This window comes from Thalassovita aquimarina, assembly GCF_018219815.1.
GTDB classification, from domain to species: Bacteria; Pseudomonadota; Alphaproteobacteria; order Rhodobacterales; family Rhodobacteraceae; genus Thalassobius; species Thalassobius aquimarinus.
The window spans coordinates 77,349-95,155 of record NZ_JADMKU010000003.1; the positions used below are offsets into that span (position 1 = coordinate 77,349).

At 63.3% G+C, this 17,807-nt stretch carries 15 protein-coding genes; 10 read left to right on the forward strand and 5 right to left on the reverse strand.

The features are described from left to right. Positions 1 to 45: 45 nt before the first annotated feature. A complete protein-coding gene (locus IT775_RS04560; RefSeq protein ID WP_212699910.1) occupies positions 46 to 387 on the reverse strand; it encodes a DUF2853 family protein in 342 nt (113 codons plus the stop codon). A gap of 391 nt (positions 388 to 778) precedes the next feature. On the opposite strand from IT775_RS04560, the gene IT775_RS04565 reads away from it, so the two are divergent. Further along, positions 779 to 1,645 (forward strand): alpha/beta fold hydrolase, encoded by an 867-nt coding sequence (locus IT775_RS04565; RefSeq protein WP_212699911.1) that lies wholly within the window; start codon positions 779 to 781, stop codon positions 1,643 to 1,645. A 70-nt stretch (positions 1,646 to 1,715) separates the two neighbouring features. On the opposite strand, the gene ahcY is transcribed toward IT775_RS04565, so the two are convergent. Further along, positions 1,716 to 3,110, reverse strand: coding sequence for an adenosylhomocysteinase (gene ahcY / locus IT775_RS04570; protein ID WP_212699912.1), 1,395 nt, complete (start codon positions 3,108 to 3,110; stop codon positions 1,716 to 1,718). A 314-nt stretch (positions 3,111 to 3,424) separates the two neighbouring features. After that, a complete protein-coding gene (locus tag IT775_RS21250; protein ID WP_246525336.1) occupies positions 3,425 to 3,685 on the reverse strand; it encodes a hypothetical protein in 261 nt (86 codons plus the stop codon). 82 nt (positions 3,686 to 3,767) lie between these two features. On the opposite strand from IT775_RS21250, the gene IT775_RS04580 reads away from it, so the two are divergent. Both IT775_RS04580 and IT775_RS04585 read left to right on the forward strand, forming a co-directional pair. Further along, the gene (locus tag IT775_RS04580; protein WP_212699913.1) at positions 3,768 to 4,364 is read left to right on the forward strand and encodes an HD domain-containing protein; all 597 of its coding nucleotides are present in this window, start codon (positions 3,768 to 3,770) and stop codon (positions 4,362 to 4,364) included. Between the two features lies 1 nt (position 4,365). Further along, positions 4,366 to 4,848 (forward strand): GNAT family N-acetyltransferase, encoded by a 483-nt coding sequence (locus tag IT775_RS04585; RefSeq protein ID WP_212699914.1) that lies wholly within the window; start codon positions 4,366 to 4,368, stop codon positions 4,846 to 4,848. 88 nt (positions 4,849 to 4,936) lie between these two features. Here IT775_RS04585 and IT775_RS04590 read toward each other — a convergent pair whose 3' ends face one another. Continuing rightward, a complete protein-coding gene (locus IT775_RS04590) occupies positions 4,937 to 5,488 on the reverse strand; it encodes an ActR/PrrA/RegA family redox response regulator transcription factor (RefSeq protein ID WP_212699915.1) in 552 nt (183 codons plus the stop codon). A gap of 89 nt (positions 5,489 to 5,577) precedes the next feature. After that, positions 5,578 to 6,204 (reverse strand): SCO family protein, encoded by a 627-nt coding sequence (locus IT775_RS04595; RefSeq protein ID WP_212699916.1) that lies wholly within the window; start codon positions 6,202 to 6,204, stop codon positions 5,578 to 5,580. A gap of 94 nt (positions 6,205 to 6,298) precedes the next feature. Here IT775_RS04595 and regB point away from each other — a divergent pair, with 94 nt between their 5' ends. The 7 genes from regB to addA all read left to right on the forward strand — a co-directional run bounded on the left by regB (position 6,299) and on the right by addA (position 17,800). After that, positions 6,299 to 7,696, forward strand: a complete 1,398-nt coding sequence (regB, locus tag IT775_RS04600) for a sensor histidine kinase RegB (RefSeq protein ID WP_212699917.1) — start codon at positions 6,299 to 6,301, stop codon at positions 7,694 to 7,696. A 70-nt stretch (positions 7,697 to 7,766) separates the two neighbouring features. Next, entirely contained in the window at positions 7,767 to 9,308 is a 1,542-nt protein-coding gene (locus IT775_RS04605; protein WP_212699918.1) for a PAS-domain containing protein, read from the forward strand. Between the two features lie 40 nt (positions 9,309 to 9,348). Continuing rightward, complete coding sequence (gene tsaE / locus IT775_RS04610; protein WP_212699919.1) at positions 9,349 to 9,819, forward strand: tRNA (adenosine(37)-N6)-threonylcarbamoyltransferase complex ATPase subunit type 1 TsaE; 471 nt, start codon at positions 9,349 to 9,351, stop codon at positions 9,817 to 9,819. Beyond that, the gene (locus IT775_RS04615; RefSeq protein WP_212699920.1) at positions 9,816 to 10,826 is read left to right on the forward strand and encodes an aminoglycoside phosphotransferase family protein; all 1,011 of its coding nucleotides are present in this window, start codon (positions 9,816 to 9,818) and stop codon (positions 10,824 to 10,826) included. Before tsaE ends, IT775_RS04615 begins: the two co-directional genes overlap by 4 nt. Further along, positions 10,808 to 11,494, forward strand: coding sequence for a nucleotidyltransferase family protein (locus IT775_RS04620; protein WP_212699921.1), 687 nt, complete (start codon positions 10,808 to 10,810; stop codon positions 11,492 to 11,494). Before IT775_RS04615 ends, IT775_RS04620 begins: the two co-directional genes overlap by 19 nt. Then, positions 11,487 to 14,420, forward strand: coding sequence for a double-strand break repair protein AddB (addB, locus tag IT775_RS04625; RefSeq protein WP_212699922.1), 2,934 nt, complete (start codon positions 11,487 to 11,489; stop codon positions 14,418 to 14,420). Before IT775_RS04620 ends, addB begins: the two co-directional genes overlap by 8 nt. After that, positions 14,417 to 17,800: a double-strand break repair helicase AddA gene (gene addA / locus IT775_RS04630; RefSeq protein WP_212699923.1), complete on the forward strand. Its 3,384-nt coding sequence runs from the start codon at positions 14,417 to 14,419 to the stop codon at positions 17,798 to 17,800. The genes addB and addA overlap by 4 nt, the downstream gene beginning before the upstream one ends. Positions 17,801 to 17,807: the final 7 nt, after the last annotated feature.

Sequence of the window (17,807 nt, forward strand, 5' to 3'; positions counted from 1 at the left end):
CGGCGTGATCGCGACACAGTCTGAAACATTTCGACGGTGCCGTGATCAGCCGTAAATCGATTCCCGGCCGAAATGCTTGACCAGCATGTAATAGACGACGGCGCGGTATTTGCGCGGCTCGTCGCGGCCATAATCGTCGATCACCGATCTTATCGCCGCCATCAGTTCCGGCCCGTCTTCCAGGCTGAGCTTGCGGATCAGGAAGTTGTTGCGGATCAGCGCCAGTTCGGATTGCTGGGTTGCCGCCACGATCGAGCCGTCGGGATCATAGATCGCCGGGCCGCAACCGATGGTCACCTTTTCCAGCAGGTCCATATCCGGTTCCATGCCGCATTTGGATTTCAGATCCTCGGCATATTTCGCGATCAATTCGCCCCGCTTGCCCATCGCTTTGCCCTCGTGATTCAGTGCCTAATCCTGCACAAGTCCGCCCGAAAAGAACCGATCAAAGCCTAGCCGCCTAGACACCAAGGACAAAGAAAAACTTGCGGCAAGAGGGTATGCCCGAGCGCGCGCTCGGGCGATGCGGCGCCGGGCGGCGCCGCCGTTCCGGGATCGATCCCCCCGCTCGAATGCCCCAAAAGTCCGGCATTGACAGGGCGCGGACGCATCGCCTAACCGTGCCACATCCGGGCAATCCGGAAACAAGAGGCGGTCATGAAACTCATCCGTTAGCGATACTGGGGCAACGACATCGGCGCCGGGCAGCAACCCGGCGAAATCGTTTTTGCACCAAAATGACGGAGCGCGAAGGGCATCCCCTTCGCGGACATGACACATGGACATTTCAAACCAACCGGCCCGCCGCAGGCAGGGCTTTCTGCGCCGTGACGGCTTTCACCTTGGCTATGCCATCGAAGGGCAGGGCGCGCCGCTGCTGATCCCGGGCAGCCATATCTATTACCCGCGTAGCTTTTCACGGTATCTGCGCCAACACCGGACGCTGATCTTTGTCGATCATCGCGGTTTTGCTCGCTGTGACCGCCCGCTGGCGCCGCGCGATATGCAACTGGACACGATCCTGGACGATATCGAGGCGCTACGCCGCCATCTCGACCTGGGCCGCTGCGACGTGCTGGGCCATTCCGGCCACGGCTACATGGCGTTGGACTACGCCCGCCGCTTTCCCGATCACGTAGGGCGGGTGGTTCTGGTCGGCACCGGGCCCAGCCAAGCGCCCGCCCATATGCAGGCCGCCCAACACGCTTGGGAAACCCGCGCCGAACCGGAACGGCGGGCGCTGCTGGCCCGAGATCTGCCACTGATGGAGGCCGACATCCGCACCGCGCCGGAACGGCGTTTCGTCTGGATGTGCCTCGGGATGGCGGCGCGCAGCTGGTACAATCCGGGCTATGACGCGCGCCCGCTATGGGATGGGGTGACGACCCAGATGCCGATTTTCGACGCGCTTTGGGGCGAAACCTTTGCAGGTTACCCGATCAGGGAGGCGCTGGCGGATATTTCCGCGCCGCTGCTGATCTGCATGGGGCGGCACGATTACCTTGTCGCGCCCGCGGAAAGCTGGGCGCCCCTGTTGGCCGATGCGCCCGGGGCGCAAATCGCCGTCTTCGACCGCAGCGGCCACACCCCGCAACTGGAAGAACCTGACGCCTTTGACAAGCGTCTGCTGGATTTCCTCGGCTGACCGGTCATCGCCAATGAAAAAGCGCCGCACCGGTTTCCCGGTGCGGCGCCCCTTTTTCGAACCAGCCGGATCAATAGCGGTAATGTTCCGGCTTGAACGGGCCTTCTGGGCTGACGCCGATGTAATCGGCCTGGTCCTGGCTCAGCTTGCTGAGCTTCACGCCGATCCGGTCCAGATGCAACCGGGCGACCTTTTCGTCCAGATGCTTGGGCAGGATATAGACCTCGTTGTTGTACTGATCGCCACGGGTCCACAGCTCGATCTGCGCCAGCGTCTGGTTGGTGAAGCTGGCCGACATCACGAAGGACGGGTGACCGGTGGCGTTGCCGAGGTTCAGCAGGCGGCCTTCGGACAGCAGGATGATCCGCGCGCCCGAGGGCATTTCGATCATGTCCACCTGGTCCTTGATGTTGGTCCATTTGTGGTTCTTCAGCGCCGCGACCTGAATTTCGTTGTCGAAATGGCCGATATTGCCGACGATCGCCATGTCCTTCATCTCGCGCATGTGCTCGATGCGGATGATGTCCTTGTTGCCGGTGGTGGTGATGAAGATGTCGGCAGTCGACACCGCGTCTTCCAGCGTCACCACCTCGAACCCGTCCATCGCCGCCTGCAGGGCGCAGATCGGATCGACCTCGGTCACCTTGACCCGGGCGCCGGCGCCGCGAAGCGAGGCAGCGGACCCTTTGCCCACGTCGCCGTAACCGCAGACCACGGCGACCTTGCCGGCCATCATGGTGTCGGTAGCGCGGCGGATGCCGTCGACCAGCGATTCCTTGCAGCCATACTTGTTGTCGAATTTTGACTTGGTGACGGAATCGTTCACGTTGATGGCGGGGAAGGGCAGGTGGCCCTTTTCCATCATCTGGTACAGGCGATGCACGCCGGTGGTGGTTTCCTCGGTCACGCCCTTGATCATGTGGCGCTGCTTGGTGAACCAGCCGGGGCTTTCCTTCAGCCGCTTCTTGATCTGCGCAAACAGCGCGACTTCCTCTTCCGAGGTCGGCGTTTCGATCAGGTCGGTTTCACCTTCTTCGACCCGCGCGCCGATCAGGATGTACAGCGTCGCGTCACCACCATCGTCGAGGATCATGTTGGCGCCGCCTTCCTCGAATTGGAAGATGCGATCGGCGTAGTCCCAGTATTCCTCCAGCGTCTCGCCCTTGACGGCGAATACCGGCGTACCGCCCGCGGCAATGGCGGCGGCAGCGTGGTCTTGGGTGGAAAAGATGTTGCACGATGCCCAGCGGACTTCGGCGCCCAGCGCCACCAGCGTTTCGATCAGAACGGCCGTCTGGATCGTCATATGCAGCGACCCGGCGATGCGCGCGCCCTTCAGCGGCTTGCTGTCGCCGTATTCTTCGCGCAGCGCCATCAGCCCCGGCATTTCGGTTTCGGCGATGTCGAGTTCCTTGCGACCGAACTCAGCCAGATTGATGTCTTTTACGATATAGTCGTTTGCCATCCGGATGGCTCCTTGCAATCAACGTTTGCAAGGCAGATAGCATTCGCCCCCAGAGCAGACAATGAACGATTGGCCTTTCATGCCTTTTGGCGGCATCCTTTTGACGATGCAGGCTCTATTGCGACCCGGTGCAGCGTGTTTGTCCGAACCTGATCGCCCGCTCAGCTTTCCACGTCTTGCGGCGGGGCCGCGGCGACCGAATTCCAATGCTGCCCACTGGCGACGATACAGCTGATACCTTCGGGCGTCGTGATGAAGACCGTGAAACTGCCGGACTGATCCGACGACCAGATTTCGATCAGCTGCTGCGGATTTTACAGCTCGCCTCCGGTCAGGTTTTCGTCATAGCGGTTTTTCAGGCTTTCAATCAGGGCCGTACGCGGCATGCAGGACTGCGATTGCGCCTGAACCGGCGGGGCCATGGCTGCGGCGCCAAAGATTACTGCTGCGGAAAATAGACGTTTGAACATGATGCGCTCCTTGGGTTGGGGCGCACGTCGAAACAGGCGCGTGCGCCCGGTGTCGGATTGATACAAATATGGGATTTCAGGCAGGAATTTGCGATGCACGGCCAAACACGGTTCTGTGCGGCTCTGTGTTCGTTGCGCATCGGGGTCGGGCGCGCTAGTTCATTGGTAACCGACAGGAGAGCGCTGAATGCCCGCCAAACAACCCCGCGCATGGCAAAGGATGCTTTCGGGCCGCCGGCTGGACCTGCTGGACCCGACCCCGATGGATATCGAGGTCGAGGATATCGCCCACGGGCTGGCCTTCGTGGCGCGCTGGAACGGGCAGACGCTGGGCGATTTCGCCTATTCGGTGGCCGAACATTCGCTGCTGGTCGAGGATCTGTTCACCCGCATGTATCCCGCCGCACCGGTGAAATGGCGGCTGGCCGCGCTGCTGCACGACGCGCCGGAATACGTGATCGGCGACATGATTTCGCCGGTCAAGGCGGCGGTGGGGCCGGGATATGACGAACTGGACAAGCGGTTGATCGCGGCGATCCACATCCGCTTCGGCCTGCCTGCGGCGATCCCGGTCAAGGTGAAGAAGCAGATCAAGAAGGCCGACCGGATCAGCGCCTGGATGGAAGCCACGCAAATCGCCGGGTTTTCGGTGACCGAAGCGAACAAGTTCTTCGGCGAACCCGACCCGCAGGTGATCGAGGGCCTGTCGATCCGCCTGCGCCCGCCGGTCGAGGCGCGCAACGATTACACCGCGCGGATTGAAACCCTGTTACGGGAATGCTGAAATGAAGATCCGCCGCGCGACCCGGCTCGACACCCGGCAGATGGCCGATCTGCTGAACGGCATCATCGCGGCGGGCGGCACGACGGCGCTTACCGATCCGGTCACCGGCGACATGCTGTGGGACTGGATCGAAACCGGCAGCGACCGCGCCGCCTGGCACGTGGCGGAGCAGGATGGCGAAATCGTCGGATTTCAATGGATCGGGCCGCAGGATGACCTGCCGGAAGGGGCCTGCGATATCGCGTCTTTCGTGCGGATCGGCCAGACCGGGCTGGGCATCGGATCGAAATTGTTCGACGCGACGCAGGAGGCCGCGCGGGATCTTGGTTACGCCTGGATCAACGCCAATATCCGCGCCGACAACGACAGCGGTCTGACCTATTACCAAAGCCGTGGATTCCGTGTTTACGGCCATGTGCGGGATTACCGGCTGAACGACGGGCAGGTGGTCGACAAGGTCTTGAAACGCTTCGACCTCGACTGATCACGCCCGGCAGTTTCGTGCCCAAACATCCACAGCCCCGCAGCCGGGGCAGGGCGTTTTCACGACAAGACGATGGGCGGTGCGGACCTCAGCGCGGGCTGCGCTTGGCCAGAATGCGCTGCAGCGTGCGGCGGTGCATGTTCAGGCGCCGGGCGGTTTCGCTGACATTGCGGTCGCACAATTCGTACACACGCTGAATGTGTTCCCAGCGCACGCGATCCGCGCTCATCGGGTTTTCCGGCGGCGGCGGCAATTCGTCCCCGGTCGCCAGAAGAGCATTGGTGATGTCGGTCGCATCGGCCGGTTTCGACAGGTAATCGGTGGCGCCGATCTTGACCGCCGCCACGGCGGTGGCGATCGCGCCATAGCCGGTCAGAACCACGATCCGGCTGTCGGGGCGTTTTTCGCGCAGCACCTCGACCACGTCCAGACCGTTGCCGTCCCCAAGCCGCAGATCGCAGACGGCATAGGCCGGCGGCCGGGCGGTAGCGATGGCCCTGCCGGCGGCAACGGACCCGGCGGTTTCCACTTCGAAACCGCGCTTTTCCATCGCCTTCGCCAACCGCTTCAGGAAGGGTTCGTCGTCATCGACGATCAGAAGCGACTTGTCCTCGCCAATGTCCTGCAACTGATCCGCCATGTGGTTCCTCCCAACGTCGCGCGCTCGCTGTCTCAATGGTTCTATAGCGCGGGCTACCTTGCGTCAAATGATCCCGGACCGGCCCGATTTCAACCATGCGCGTCCAGAAAACACTGAACCCTGTCAGCCATTTGCTCGGGCGTCAGGTCGCGGCGGAAAAACTCGACGAAGCCGTCGTCGGGGAACACCAGATAGGTGAAGGTGGAATGGTCGACCAGGTAATATTCCTCGTCGCCCGGTTCCGGTTCCTGTTTCTTGTAGTAGGTGCGATAGGCCTGGCTGGCCGCCTTGACCTGTTCCGGGGTGCCGGTCAGGCCGACCATGCGCGGATGCAGGTAATCGGTGAAATCGGCCAGAAGTTCGGGCGTGTCGCGTTCGGGATCGATGGAAATGAACACCGGCTTTACGATCCTATCGCGGTTTTCGAGGATCTCGATCGCCTCGGCGTTGCGCGAATTATCCAACGGACAGACATCGGGGCAGAAGGTGTAGCCGAAATAAAGCAGCGTCGGCTGATCGATCACGTCAGTGTCGGTCACCGTCTTGCCGGTTTCATCGACCAGCGTGAAAGGCCCGCCGATACTGGCGCCACCGGCCACGGCGCCGGTGCGGCAGTCGGCATATTTGTCATCCGGTCCCGAGGTCACGAACCATGTCACACCCAGCAAGGCGGTTACGGCCACGGCCGAGATCGAAGCGATAAGAGTACGGTTCATGATAATGTCCTTGGTTCGCGAACGGTGGTATTGATAGCAACCTCTTGCATATCTAACACTGGATTCAAAAGTTCAACGGGACGAAGTCGCGCAGATGGCCGAAACCAAATTCGAAGTTCTGAAAGGGCAGGAGCGCGGCAACTGGATCAAGCTGCGCACCATCACCCTGCTCAGATGGGGCGCCATTGCGGGGCAACTGACGGCGATCGTCGTCGCGCAGCACATGTTCGACCTGCAATTGGAACTCAGCCTGTGCCTGCTGGTCATCTCGGTGTCGATCCTCGGCAACCTCGTGGCGATGTTCATCTTTCCCGAAAGCAAGCGGCTGACGGAAACCGAAAACCTGCTGATGGTGCTGTTCGACCTGCTGCAGCTGTCGGCGCTGCTGTACCTGACCGGCGGGCTGCACAACCCGTTTTCGATCCTGATCCTCGGCCCGGTCACGGTATCGGCCTCGGCCCTGTCGCTGCGCTCGACGGTGTTTCTGAGCATCACCGCGATCCTGGCGGTCACGCTTCTGGCCAAATATCACCTGCCGCTGAGGACCGAACAGGGGTTCATCATGCGGGTGCCGGATATCTTCGTTTTCGGCAACTGGATCGCCACGGTGATCGCGATCATCTTCCTCGGCGCCTATTCGCGCCGGGTGACGGTGGAAATGCACGCGATGTCGGATGCGCTGCAGGCGACCTACATGGCGCTTTCGCGGGAACAGAAACTGACCGATATCGGTGGCGTGGTGGCGGCCGCCGCGCACGAACTGGGCACGCCCTTGGCCACCATCAAGCTGACCAGTTCCGAATTGATCTACGATCTGGACGACAGGCCGGACCTGCAGGAAGACGCGCGGCTGATCCGTGAACAGGCCGACAGGTGCCGCGACATCCTGCATTCGATGGGGCGGGCGGGCAAAGACGACCTGCACCTGCGCCAGGCGCCGTTGATGGCGGTGCTGCGCGAAGCGGCCGAACCACATATGGATCGCGGCAAGGTCCTGCATTTCGATCAGGCCAGCGAAGACCTCGATCCGCTGGAACAGCCATCGATCCTGCGCCGTCCCGAAATCATCCACGGGGTGCGCAACCTGATCCAGAACGGCGTCGATTTCGCCGCCCGGAACGTCTGGATCGAAGCGGGCTGGAACGAGGAAACGATCTGCGTCCGCATCATGGATGACGGGCGCGGATTCCCGCCGCACCTGATCGGACGGATCGGCGATCCCTTCATGCGCCGCAAGCGCGGCCAGAGCGACCGGACCAAGCGCCCCGAATACGAAGGCATGGGGCTCGGTCTGTTCATCGCCAAGACATTGCTGGAACGCTCGGGGGCCGAGCTGAGTTTCGCCAATGGCCGCGATCCGCACCTGCGGCGCCGCACCGATTCCAAGAAATGCGGCGCCATCATTGAAGTGGTCTGGCCACGGCGCAAAATCGATGCCGAAAGCGGTGAAAACCCGATCCCGGTTGGTGAAAACCGACCCCTCGAGGTCTGAGCCACCGGCGATTAAGATTTTATTAACCGATTTTGTACAACCCTTGCGCTTGCTTTGAAGGGTTTTTTCAATGCTTGATTTTCAAAGTTTGCTGGTGGTTAGCGCCATTTCATTATCGGTTGCCGCGCTCACCTTTTACATCGCTTCCCGCACCACGGTCACCGCGCCGCCCCCCCAGCAGGGCGCGGCGCGGGCAACCCGGTTTCTTTATGACGGGACGGATCTTCTCGATGCCAGCGACGGGGGGGAATTCCTGCTTGGTATGTGCAGCAGCGACCGCTGCGACTGGCAGGAACTGGCCCGGTTTCTGACACCGCGCTTTCCCGGTTTCCCTGCCATCCCTCCGGAAGGATTGATCACGGAACCGATCAAGCTGAATTCGGCCGATATCGGCGCCCGTTCGCAGGTGGTGATCGAAAACGTAAGGGGACTGATCCGCGTCAGCCTGATCGAACATTCCGGCCCCACGGCACCGACCACGGGCGAACTGCACCGGCAGCGCCTGCAGGCGGCGCAGATCGAAACCTTGTGCAACGCGGCCCATGGCGCGCCCTATCCAATCTGGCAGACCGATCAACATGGCGAAATCCGCTGGACCAATGACGCCTATGATCTGCTGGCGCGGGCCTGTTCGAAGCCGGTTTCGGCAAATCCTCCGCCGCTTTTCGATCTTGAAGGCCAACACCCTTCCGCACCGTCGAACAACCGTTTGTCGCTGACCCTGAACAAACGGGCCGAGGAAGTGTGGTACGACGTGACCTCGGTGCAGACGGGTGACTTCGCCATGCATTACGCGGTGGACATAAACGCGGTGGTACAGGCGCAGGCGGCACAGAAAAATTTCGTGCAAACGCTGACCAAGACCTTTGCCCAGCTGTCGATCGGCTTGGCGATTTTCGACCGCAAACGCGAATTGGCCCTGTTCAATCCGGCACTGACCGACCTGACCGGCCTGCCGGTGGAATTCCTCAGCAACCGGCCCAGCCTGCTCGGCTTCTTCGACCGGTTGCGCGACAATCAGACCATGCCGGAACCGAAGAACTACAATTCGTGGCGCGAAAAGATGGATGATCTGGCCAACGCCGCCGCCGACGGGCGCTATCTGGAAACCTGGAACCTTCCTTCGGGGCTGACCTTCCGGGTCAGCGGCCGACCGCATCCCGACGGCGCCGTGGCCTTCCTGATCGAAGATATCAGCGCCGAGATTTCGCTGGCCCGGCGGTTCCGCGCCGACCTGGAACTGAACCAGTCGGTGATCGATCACCTCGACCTCGCCGTGGCCGTGTTTTCCGCAAGCGGGCAGCTTTACCTGTGCAACGACATGTATCGCGATATCTGGAAAACCGATCCCGACCGCAGTTGCAGCGACGTGTCGATCCACGATTCCCTGCGCCTGTGGCAGGACGCTTGCCTGCCGTCGGACAGATGGGATGAAATCGCCTGTTTCGTTACCGATGCCAATCCCGACCGCGACCATGGCGGCACCGTGCAATTGCGCGATGGCACCAGGCTGAATACCCGGATGGAACGGATCCGTGGCGGCGCCAGCATGGTGATCTTCGATTTTGCCCGCCCGGCGAAACGACGGATCAGGGTCGCCGAAAGCGCCTGAACCCGCTTGCAGCCCGCGCGCTTCCGGGTAATCTCCGGGCATGGCCAGCTGCCCCTTGATCATCGACCTCGCAACGCCCGACGAAACCGCGTCTCTGGCCCGTGCAATCGCTTCCGCGTTGCGCCCCGGCGACGTGATCCTGATGGAGGGCGGCATCGGTGCCGGCAAAACCCATTTCGCCCGTGCCCTGATCCAATCCCTGCTGCCCGAACCCGAGGACGTGCCATCCCCCACCTTTACGCTGGTACAGGTCTATGACACCCCTGATACGGAAATCTGGCACACCGATCTCTATCGCCTGACAGGTCCGGACGAAGCGGTCGAACTGGGGCTGGAAGACGCTTTCGAAACCGCGATCTGCCTCGTCGAATGGCCCGACCGGCTGGCCGAACTGGCGCCCGACAACGCCCTGACCCTGTCGTTCGAGGTCACCGGGGACGAAGAACGCCGCGTGATCTGCAGCTGGAGCGATAACAAATGGAACGACAAGCTGGACGGGGTGGCACCATGACGGGCCGGGCGGATTTGATAGGGCGTTTTATCGCGGGCACCGATTGGGCCGGGGCGGATCGCCGCCCGCTGGCCGGCGATGCCTCGAACCGGCGCTATGAACGTCTGCACCGGGACGGCGACACCGCCGTGCTGATGGATGCGCCGCCCGAAAAGGGCGAAGACATCCGCCCCTTCACCCGGATCGCCCGTCACCTGACCGGGCTGGGGCTGAGCGCGCCGCGAATCATTGCCGAGGATGCCGAAAACGGGTTCCTGATCCTCGAAGACCTGGGCGACGACCTGTTCGCGCGGGTCATTCCCCGTGACCCCGGTCTGGAAACCCCGTTATACGAGGCCGCCACCGACGTCCTGACCCGGCTGCACAAGGCCGATCCGCCGGAACTCGATCCCTATTCGCCGCAGGTGATGACCGACATGGCCGCGCTGGCCTGGCAGTGGTACCGGGCGGGCAGCATCGGCAGCGATGATGCATCGGAACGGGCGTTCCGCGACGCTTTCGGGCCGATCCTGAGCCGTCATGCCGGCGACCAATCGGTGCTGATCCAGCGCGATTACCACGCCGAAAACCTGCTCTGGCTGCCCGGAAGGACGGGCGAGGCGCGGGTCGGGCTGCTGGATTTCCAGGACGCGATGACCGGCCACCGCGCTTATGACCTGGTATCGCTGCTGCAGGACGCGCGCCGCGACGTGCCGCCCGCGATCGAAGCGGCGATGATCGACCGCTATGTCGATCACAACGACATCGACCCCGAGGCATTCCAAACCGCCTACGCGGTGCTGGGCGCGCAACGCAACCTGCGCATCGTCGGCATCTTCGCCCGGCTGTGCATCCGCGACGGCAAGGCGCATTATGTCGACCTGATCCCGCGGGTCTGGGACCTGATGAAGCGCGACCTCGACCATCCGGCGCTGGCGCCGGTCAGGTCGCTGATACTAGACACGCTGCCCGAACCGACCCCCGAAACCCTGCAGGAATTGAGGCTGAAATGCGCCCGCAAGCCGTGATGCTGTTCGCCGCCGGCTTCGGCACCCGGATGGGGGCGCTGACGGCGGAAAAACCCAAGCCTTTGATCGAGGTCGCGGGCCGCCCGCTGATCGATCACGCGCTGGATTTCGTCGATGCCTTCGGCGCCGAGAGGGTCGTCGCCAACCTGCATTACAAATCCGACATGCTGCGCACCCATCTGGCCGGGCGCGCGATCGGTTTTTCCGAGGAACAGCCCGAGATTTTAGAAACCGGCGGCGGATTGCGCGCCGCGCTGCCGATGCTGGGGCAGGGGCCGGTGATGACGATGAACACCGACGCGGTGTGGAACGGGCCCAATCCCTTGCAATTGCTGGCCGAGGCCTGGGATCCGGACCGGATGGATGCGCTGTTGGTCTGCATCCCGCGCGAAAGCGCCGTCGGCCATGCCGGGCAGGGCGATTTCGTCGCCGACGACCGCGGCCGCCTGACCCGTGGCCCCGGCGCGATCTATGGCGGCGTGCAGATCGTGAAAACCGACCGGCTGAGCGATATCGAGGAAGAAGCTTTTTCGCTCAACCTGCTGTGGGACCGGATGCTGGAACAGGAACGACTGTTCGGGCTGACCTATCCCGGCCAATGGTGCGACGTGGGCCATCCCGAAGGGATCGAACTGGCCGAACGGATGGTGGGATTCGGCGATGTTTGACCCGTCCAAACTGCGGATCTTCGGCATTCCGTCCGGATCGGATTTTCCGAAGGTGCTGGTCGAGGGCCTGATGCAGCGCCACGGCGATGCACCGCCCGAAGACCTTGCGCGGACCACGCTGATGGTGAACACCCGCCGGATGGCGCGGCGCATCCGCGACCTGTTCGATGCCGGCCCGGCTCTGCTGCTGCCGCGAATGGGATTGGTGACCGACCCGGCGATGGGCCGGATCCTGCCCGACATCCCCGACGCGGTGTCGCCGCTGCGTCGCCGTCTGGAAGTGGCGCAGCTGGTATCGCGCCTGCTCGACAGCCAACCGGATCTGGCGTCGCGCGCCTCGCTTTACGACCTGTCCGACAGCTTGGCCGCCTTGATGGACGAAATGCAGGGCGAAGGGGTGGCGCCGGATGTGCTGCGCAACCTCGATGTCAGCGACGAATCCGGCCATTGGAAACGCGCGCTGAACTTCCTCGACATCGTGCAGCATTATTTCGAGGGCGGAGACGAGGCCCCCGACAGCGAAACCCGCGCCCGGATGATCGTCACCGCCCTGGCCGAAGACTGGCAGGAAAACCCGCCGCAAAACCCGCTGATCATCGCTGGGTCGACAGGATCGCGCGGCACCACGATGCTGTTGATGAAGGCGGTGGCGAAACTGCCGCAGGGCGCGATCGTGCTGCCCGGATTCGATTTCGACATGCCGCTGTCGGGCTGGGACGATCTGGACGACGCGCTGGCGGCCGAGGATCATCCGCAATACCGCTTCCGCAGGCTGATGAACGAACTGGGCATCGGCCCGCAGGACATTGAGCCTTGGACCGAAGCGCCGGCGCCGTGCCCGCCGCGCAACCGGCTGCTGTCGCTGGCGCTGCGCCCGGCCCCGGTCACCGACCGCTGGCTGGAGGAAGGTCCGCGCCTGCAGGACCTTGATCAGGCCTGCGCCGACCTGACCCTGATCGAAGCCCCCTCGAAACGCGACGAAGCGCTGGCCATCGCGTTGCGCCTGCGTCGCGCCGCCGAAGAAGGCATCACCGCCGCGCTGATCACCCCCGATCGGATGCTGACCCGGCAGGTGACCTCGGCGCTCGACCGCTGGGGCATCACGCCCGACGATTCCGCCGGCACGCCTTTGCAACTGTCGCCGCCGGGGCGGTTCCTGCGCCATGTCGGGGCGCTGTTTCACCGCAAGCTGACTTCGGAAGCGCTGCTGACGCTGCTGATGCACCCGCTGACCCATTCGGGCGGCGAGCGTGGCCCGCACCTGTTGCTGACCCGCGAATTGGAACTGCATATCCGCCGTACCGGCATGCCGTTCCCCGATCCGGTCCAGATGCGCGCCTGGGCCGCCGTTCTGGACCGACCGATGGCCGTGGACTGGATGGAATGGGTGATCGGTCAGTTCATCGACAAGGATGCGGCCGGCACAATGGCGCTGACCGATCACATCGAACGCCATATCGACCTGGCCGAAAAGATCGCCACCGGCAGCACCGCGGCAGGGGACAACGCGCTGTGGTCCGGGGATTCCGGGCAGGCGGCGCGGGACGTGGTGGCGACGCTGCAGGGCGAGGCCGAACATGGCGGTGTTCTGACGGCATCGGATTACGCCGACATGTTCGGCGCGATCCTGTCGCAGGGCGAGGTGCGCAACCCCGACGAACCGCACCCCAGGATCCTGATCTGGGGTACGCTGGAGGCCCGGGTTCAGGGCGCCGACCTGGTGATCCTGGGCGGTCTGAACGAAGGTAGCTGGCCGGAAATGCCCAATCCCGATCCGTGGCTGAACCGCCGCATGCGCCACGATGCCGGGCTGTTGCTGCCCGAACGGCGCATCGGGCTGTCGGCACATGATTTCCAGCAGGCGGCCGGCGCGCCGCAGGTTTGGCTGACCCGGTCGATCCGGTCGGATGATGCCGAAACCGTGCCCTCGCGCTGGCTGAACCGGATGACAAACCTTTTGAACGGATTGCCGGGGCAAGGCGGCGACAAGGCGCTGCAAGGCGCCCGCGCGCGCGGCGACGAATGGTTGGCGCTGGCGCGCAAGCTGGAAGAACCGGGAACAACCCCCGCCGCGCCACGCCCGTCGCCGCGCCCGCCGGTCGCGTCGCGTCCCACCCGGCTTTCGGTGACCGAAATCAAGCGTCTGATCCGCGACCCCTATGCCATCTATGCCCGCCACGTACTGCGGCTGCGACCGCTTGATCCGCTGATGCGCGCGCCCGACGCCTTGCTGCGCGGGATCGTCACCCATTCGGTTCTGGAACAGTTCATCCACGAAACCCGCGCCGACCCGGCGGCGTTGACGGCGGAACGGCTGAACCGGATCGCAGAGACTGTTCTGTCCGAAAACGTGCCCTGGCCGGAAATCCGCGCGCTTTGGGCGGCGCGGATCGCCCGGATCGCCGATTGGTTAGTCGCGACCGAGGAACAGCGCCAGGCGCGCGCCAATCCCGGTTTCTTCGAAGAAAAGGGCATGGTGAAGTTCGACGACATCGATTTCACCCTGTCGGCCAAGGCCGACCGGATCGACATGGACGCGCAAGGCCGCGCCCATATCTACGACTACAAGACCGGCGCCCCGCCGAGCGCAAAGCAGCAGCGCATTTTCGACAAGCAACTGCTGCTTGAGGCGGCGATGATCGCCAAGGGAGGATTTGAAAACATCGGTCCGGCCGACGTGGCCGAGGCCGTGTTCATCGGGCTGGGATCAGCCCCGAAAGAAGTCCCCGCCCCCCTGGACGAAGAACCGGTCGAACAGGTCTGGGAAAAATTCGAAACCCTGATCAAACGCTATTTCGAACCGAAACAGGGCTACACGGCGCGCCGGGCGCTGTTCAAGGACACCGATATTTCCGATTACGACCAGCTGTCGCGCTTTGGCGAATGGGATGTCACCACCGAAGCCGAACCGGAGGACCTGACATGACCCGCGATGAAGCGACAGAAAAGCAGGTCCACGCGGCCCGGCCCAAGCATTCGACATGGCTGTCGGCCAATGCCGGATCGGGCAAGACGCGGGTTCTGACCGACCGGGTGGCGCGGCTGCTGTTGGAAAAGGTACAGCCGCAGCACATCCTTTGCCTGACCTATACCAAGGCCGCGGCGAGCGAGATGCAGAACCGCCTGTTCAAGCGGCTGGGCGAATGGGCGATGCTGGCCGATGACAAGCTGCGCAAGCAATTGCTGGATCTGGGCATCACTGGCGGGATCAGCGACGAAGACCTGCGCAATGCCCGGACCCTGTTCGCCCGCGCCATCGAAACGCCGGGCGGGCTGAAGATCCAGACCATTCACTCGTTCTGTTCCTCGCTGCTGCGCCGGTTCCCGCTGGAAGCACGGGTCAGCCCGCAATTCGCCGAAATGGAAGACCGCGCAGCGGCCCTGCTGCGCGGCGAAATCGTGCAGGATCTGGCCGACGCGCCCGACGCCCCGGTGATCCGCCGCGTAGCGCACCATTTCACCGGCGAAGATTTTGACAGCCTCACCGCTTCGATCGTCAACCAGCGTGCTCTGCTGCAAACGCCGCTTGGGCCGGACGATTGCCTGACGCTGTTCGACCTCGATCCCGGCTTCGACGAAGATGCGCTGGAAAAACTGGTTTTCCTCGGTGGCGAAGACGACCTGTTGCGCGATGTGATCGCGATGCTTGCCGCCGGCAGTGCCGCCGATGCGAAAGCGGCGGACAAGCTGCGGCTGATCCAGCGCCTTGATCTGGCGGCGTTGCCGGTGCTGGAAAGCGTTTTCCTGTTCGGGGCGACGGCGAAATCGCCGTTTGGCGCCAAGATAGGGTCTTTCCCGACGAAAAAGACCCGCGAATCCATGGGGTCGCTTCTGCCCCGGCTGGAAGATTTCATGCGCCGCGTCGAAGACGCGCGGAACCGGCGGCTATCCCTGTCGGCGGCGCGCAAGACCCACGCACTGCAGGATTTCGCCCGCATCTTCCTGCCCGCCTACGAGGCCCGCAAACAGCAGATGGGGTGGCTCGACTTCGATGACCTGATCCTGAAGGCGCGCGACCTGCTGACCGATCCGGCGGTGGCGGCCTGGGTGCTGTACCGGCTCGATGGCGGCATCGACCATATCCTGGTGGACGAGGCGCAGGACACCAGCCCCGCCCAATGGAAGGTAATCGAGCTTCTGGCGCAGGAATTCACTTCCGGTTCCGGCGCGCGATCGGACGTGGAGCGCACGATTTTCGTGGTCGGCGACAAGAAACAGTCGATCTATTCCTTCCAGGGCGCCGATCCGCGCGAATTCGACCGGATGCAGGCGGAATTCGCCCAGCGCCTTGCCACCACCGAACGGCCGCTGAACGAGATGGAACTTCAATTCAGCTTCCGCTCGTCGCACGTGATCCTTTCGCTGGTGGACGAGGTGTTCAAGGGCCACGAGGCGTCGGGGTTCCACACCGGATCCGAACACCGGGCGTTCAAGGACCGGATGCCGGGGCGGGTCGATCTGTGGCCGGTTGTGGAAAAGACCGGCGAGGAGGAAGACGAGGACTGGGCCGCGCCTGTGGACCGGCTGGGCGTCAAGCATCACACCGTTTTGCTGGCCGAACGGATCGCCCGGCAGATTCGCACGATGATCGACAATAAAGAGACTATTCCGGCGGAAATCGGCCATTCTGGCGACTATCAGATGCGCCCGGTCAGCGAAGGCGATTTCCTGATCCTGGTGCAGCGGCGCTCGGACCTGTTCGCGGAAATCATCCGCGCCTGCAAGGAACAGGGGCTGGCCATCGCCGGGGCCGACCGGCTGAAGGTCGGGGCGGAACTGGCGGTGCGTGACCTCGCCGCCTTGATGAGCTTCCTTGCCACGCCCGAAGACAGCTATTCGCTGGCCGTGGCGCTGAAATCGCCCTTGTTCGGCTGGGATGAACAGAAGCTGTTCGACTTCGCCCATCGCCGCAAAGAAAAACACCTGTGGGAAACCTTCCGCCACCGACAGGATGACATCCCCGAGGTGATGGCGGTGCTGAACGATCTGCGCGACAAGGCCGATTACCTGCGGCCCTATGACCTGATCGAACGCATCCTGACCCGCCATGACGGGCGGCGCAAATTGCTGGCGCGCCTTGGGGCCGAGGCCGAGGACGGCATCAATGCCTTCCTGTCCCAGGCGCTGGCCTATGAACGCAGCGCGATCCCCAGCCTGATCGGGTTCCTGCAATGGATGGAAACCGACGAGCTGGAAGTCAAGCGGCAGATGGACAGCGCCGGGAATCGCATCCGGGTGATGACGGTACATGGAGCCAAGGGGCTGGAAGCCCCGATCGTGATCCTGCCCGACACCGGCAAACGCAACGTGCAGCTGCGCGACGACGTGCTGGCCGACGAAGGTCAGGTGATGTGGCGCACCGGCAGCGGGCAGATGCCGGAACGGATGCAGGCGGCACGCGACAAACGGCTTGCCTCGGAAGAGGCCGAGCGCGACCGGCTTTTGTACGTCGCGATGACGCGGGCGGAAAAATGGCTGATCGTGGCGGCGGCGGGCGATTTGGGCAAGGACGGGTCAAGCTGGTACGACAAGATCGGCGGCGCGATGCAGGACATGGCGGCCGAAGCGCACGATTTCCCCTTCGGCGCCGGTTTGAGGCTGAGCCACGGTGATTGGCGCGGCGAAACCATCGCTGCGCCCAAACGGATCGCGGAGGAAAAGGTCGCTCTGCCCGATTGGGCGACGGTGGCCGCCGCAGCGCCAGAACCGATTACCAAGACGCTTAGCCCCTCGACCGATCTGGGCGGCGCCAAGGCCTTGCCAGGCGAGGATAACCTGGACGAAGACGCGGCCAAGAAACGCGGCCGGCAGATTCACCTGCTGCTGGAGCACCTGCCCGAGTCCGAACAGTCGGATTGGCCCGAAATGGCAAGGAAGCTGTTGTTGCCCGGCGCCGACGCGGCGGCCACAGAGGACATCCCCGCCCTGCTGGACGAAGCGACCCGCGTTTTGACCAATCCCGAATTGCAGCCGCTGTTCACCGATGCGGCGCTGGCCGAGGTGCCGGTGACCGCGACGATCGACGCCTTGGGCGGGCAACGCATCCACGGCACCATCGACCGGCTGATCGTCAATGAAAAATCCGTGATGGCGGTGGATTTCAAAACCAATGCCGTGACGCCCAATACACCCGAGGATTGCCCGCTGGGCCTGATCCGGCAGATGGCAGCCTATGCCGATGCTTTGACACGGGTTTATCCCGGTCGCGAGGTCAAGACCGCGCTGCTTTGGACCCGCACGGCGCGGCTCATGCCGCTGCCCGATCACCTACTGACACATTCGCTTGAAACGATCTGTTCGTCTTGACGATATC

Bases quoted from the DNA above. Each gene is read 5' to 3' on its own strand.
- IT775_RS04560 (WP_212699910.1), bottom strand. From the start codon at position 387: ATGGGCAAGCGGGGCGAATTGATCGCGAAATATGCCGAGGATCTGAAA.
- IT775_RS04565 (WP_212699911.1), top strand. From the start codon at position 779: ATGGACATTTCAAACCAACCGGCCCGCCGCAGGCAGGGCTTTCTGCGC.
- ahcY (WP_212699912.1), bottom strand. From the start codon at position 3,110: ATGGCAAACGACTATATCGTAAAAGACATCAATCTGGCTGAGTTCGGT.
- IT775_RS04580 (WP_212699913.1), top strand. From the start codon at position 3,768: ATGCCCGCCAAACAACCCCGCGCATGGCAAAGGATGCTTTCGGGCCGC.
- IT775_RS04585 (WP_212699914.1), top strand. From the start codon at position 4,366: ATGAAGATCCGCCGCGCGACCCGGCTCGACACCCGGCAGATGGCCGAT.
- IT775_RS04590 (WP_212699915.1), bottom strand. From the start codon at position 5,488: ATGGCGGATCAGTTGCAGGACATTGGCGAGGACAAGTCGCTTCTGATC.
- IT775_RS04595 (WP_212699916.1), bottom strand. From the start codon at position 6,204: ATGAACCGTACTCTTATCGCTTCGATCTCGGCCGTGGCCGTAACCGCC.
- regB (WP_212699917.1), top strand. From the start codon at position 6,299: ATGGCCGAAACCAAATTCGAAGTTCTGAAAGGGCAGGAGCGCGGCAAC.
- IT775_RS04605 (WP_212699918.1), top strand. From the start codon at position 7,767: ATGCTTGATTTTCAAAGTTTGCTGGTGGTTAGCGCCATTTCATTATCG.
- tsaE (WP_212699919.1), top strand. From the start codon at position 9,349: ATGGCCAGCTGCCCCTTGATCATCGACCTCGCAACGCCCGACGAAACC.
- IT775_RS04615 (WP_212699920.1), top strand. From the start codon at position 9,816: ATGACGGGCCGGGCGGATTTGATAGGGCGTTTTATCGCGGGCACCGAT.
- IT775_RS04620 (WP_212699921.1), top strand. From the start codon at position 10,808: ATGCGCCCGCAAGCCGTGATGCTGTTCGCCGCCGGCTTCGGCACCCGG.
- addB (WP_212699922.1), top strand. From the start codon at position 11,487: ATGTTTGACCCGTCCAAACTGCGGATCTTCGGCATTCCGTCCGGATCG.
- addA (WP_212699923.1), top strand. From the start codon at position 14,417: ATGACCCGCGATGAAGCGACAGAAAAGCAGGTCCACGCGGCCCGGCCC.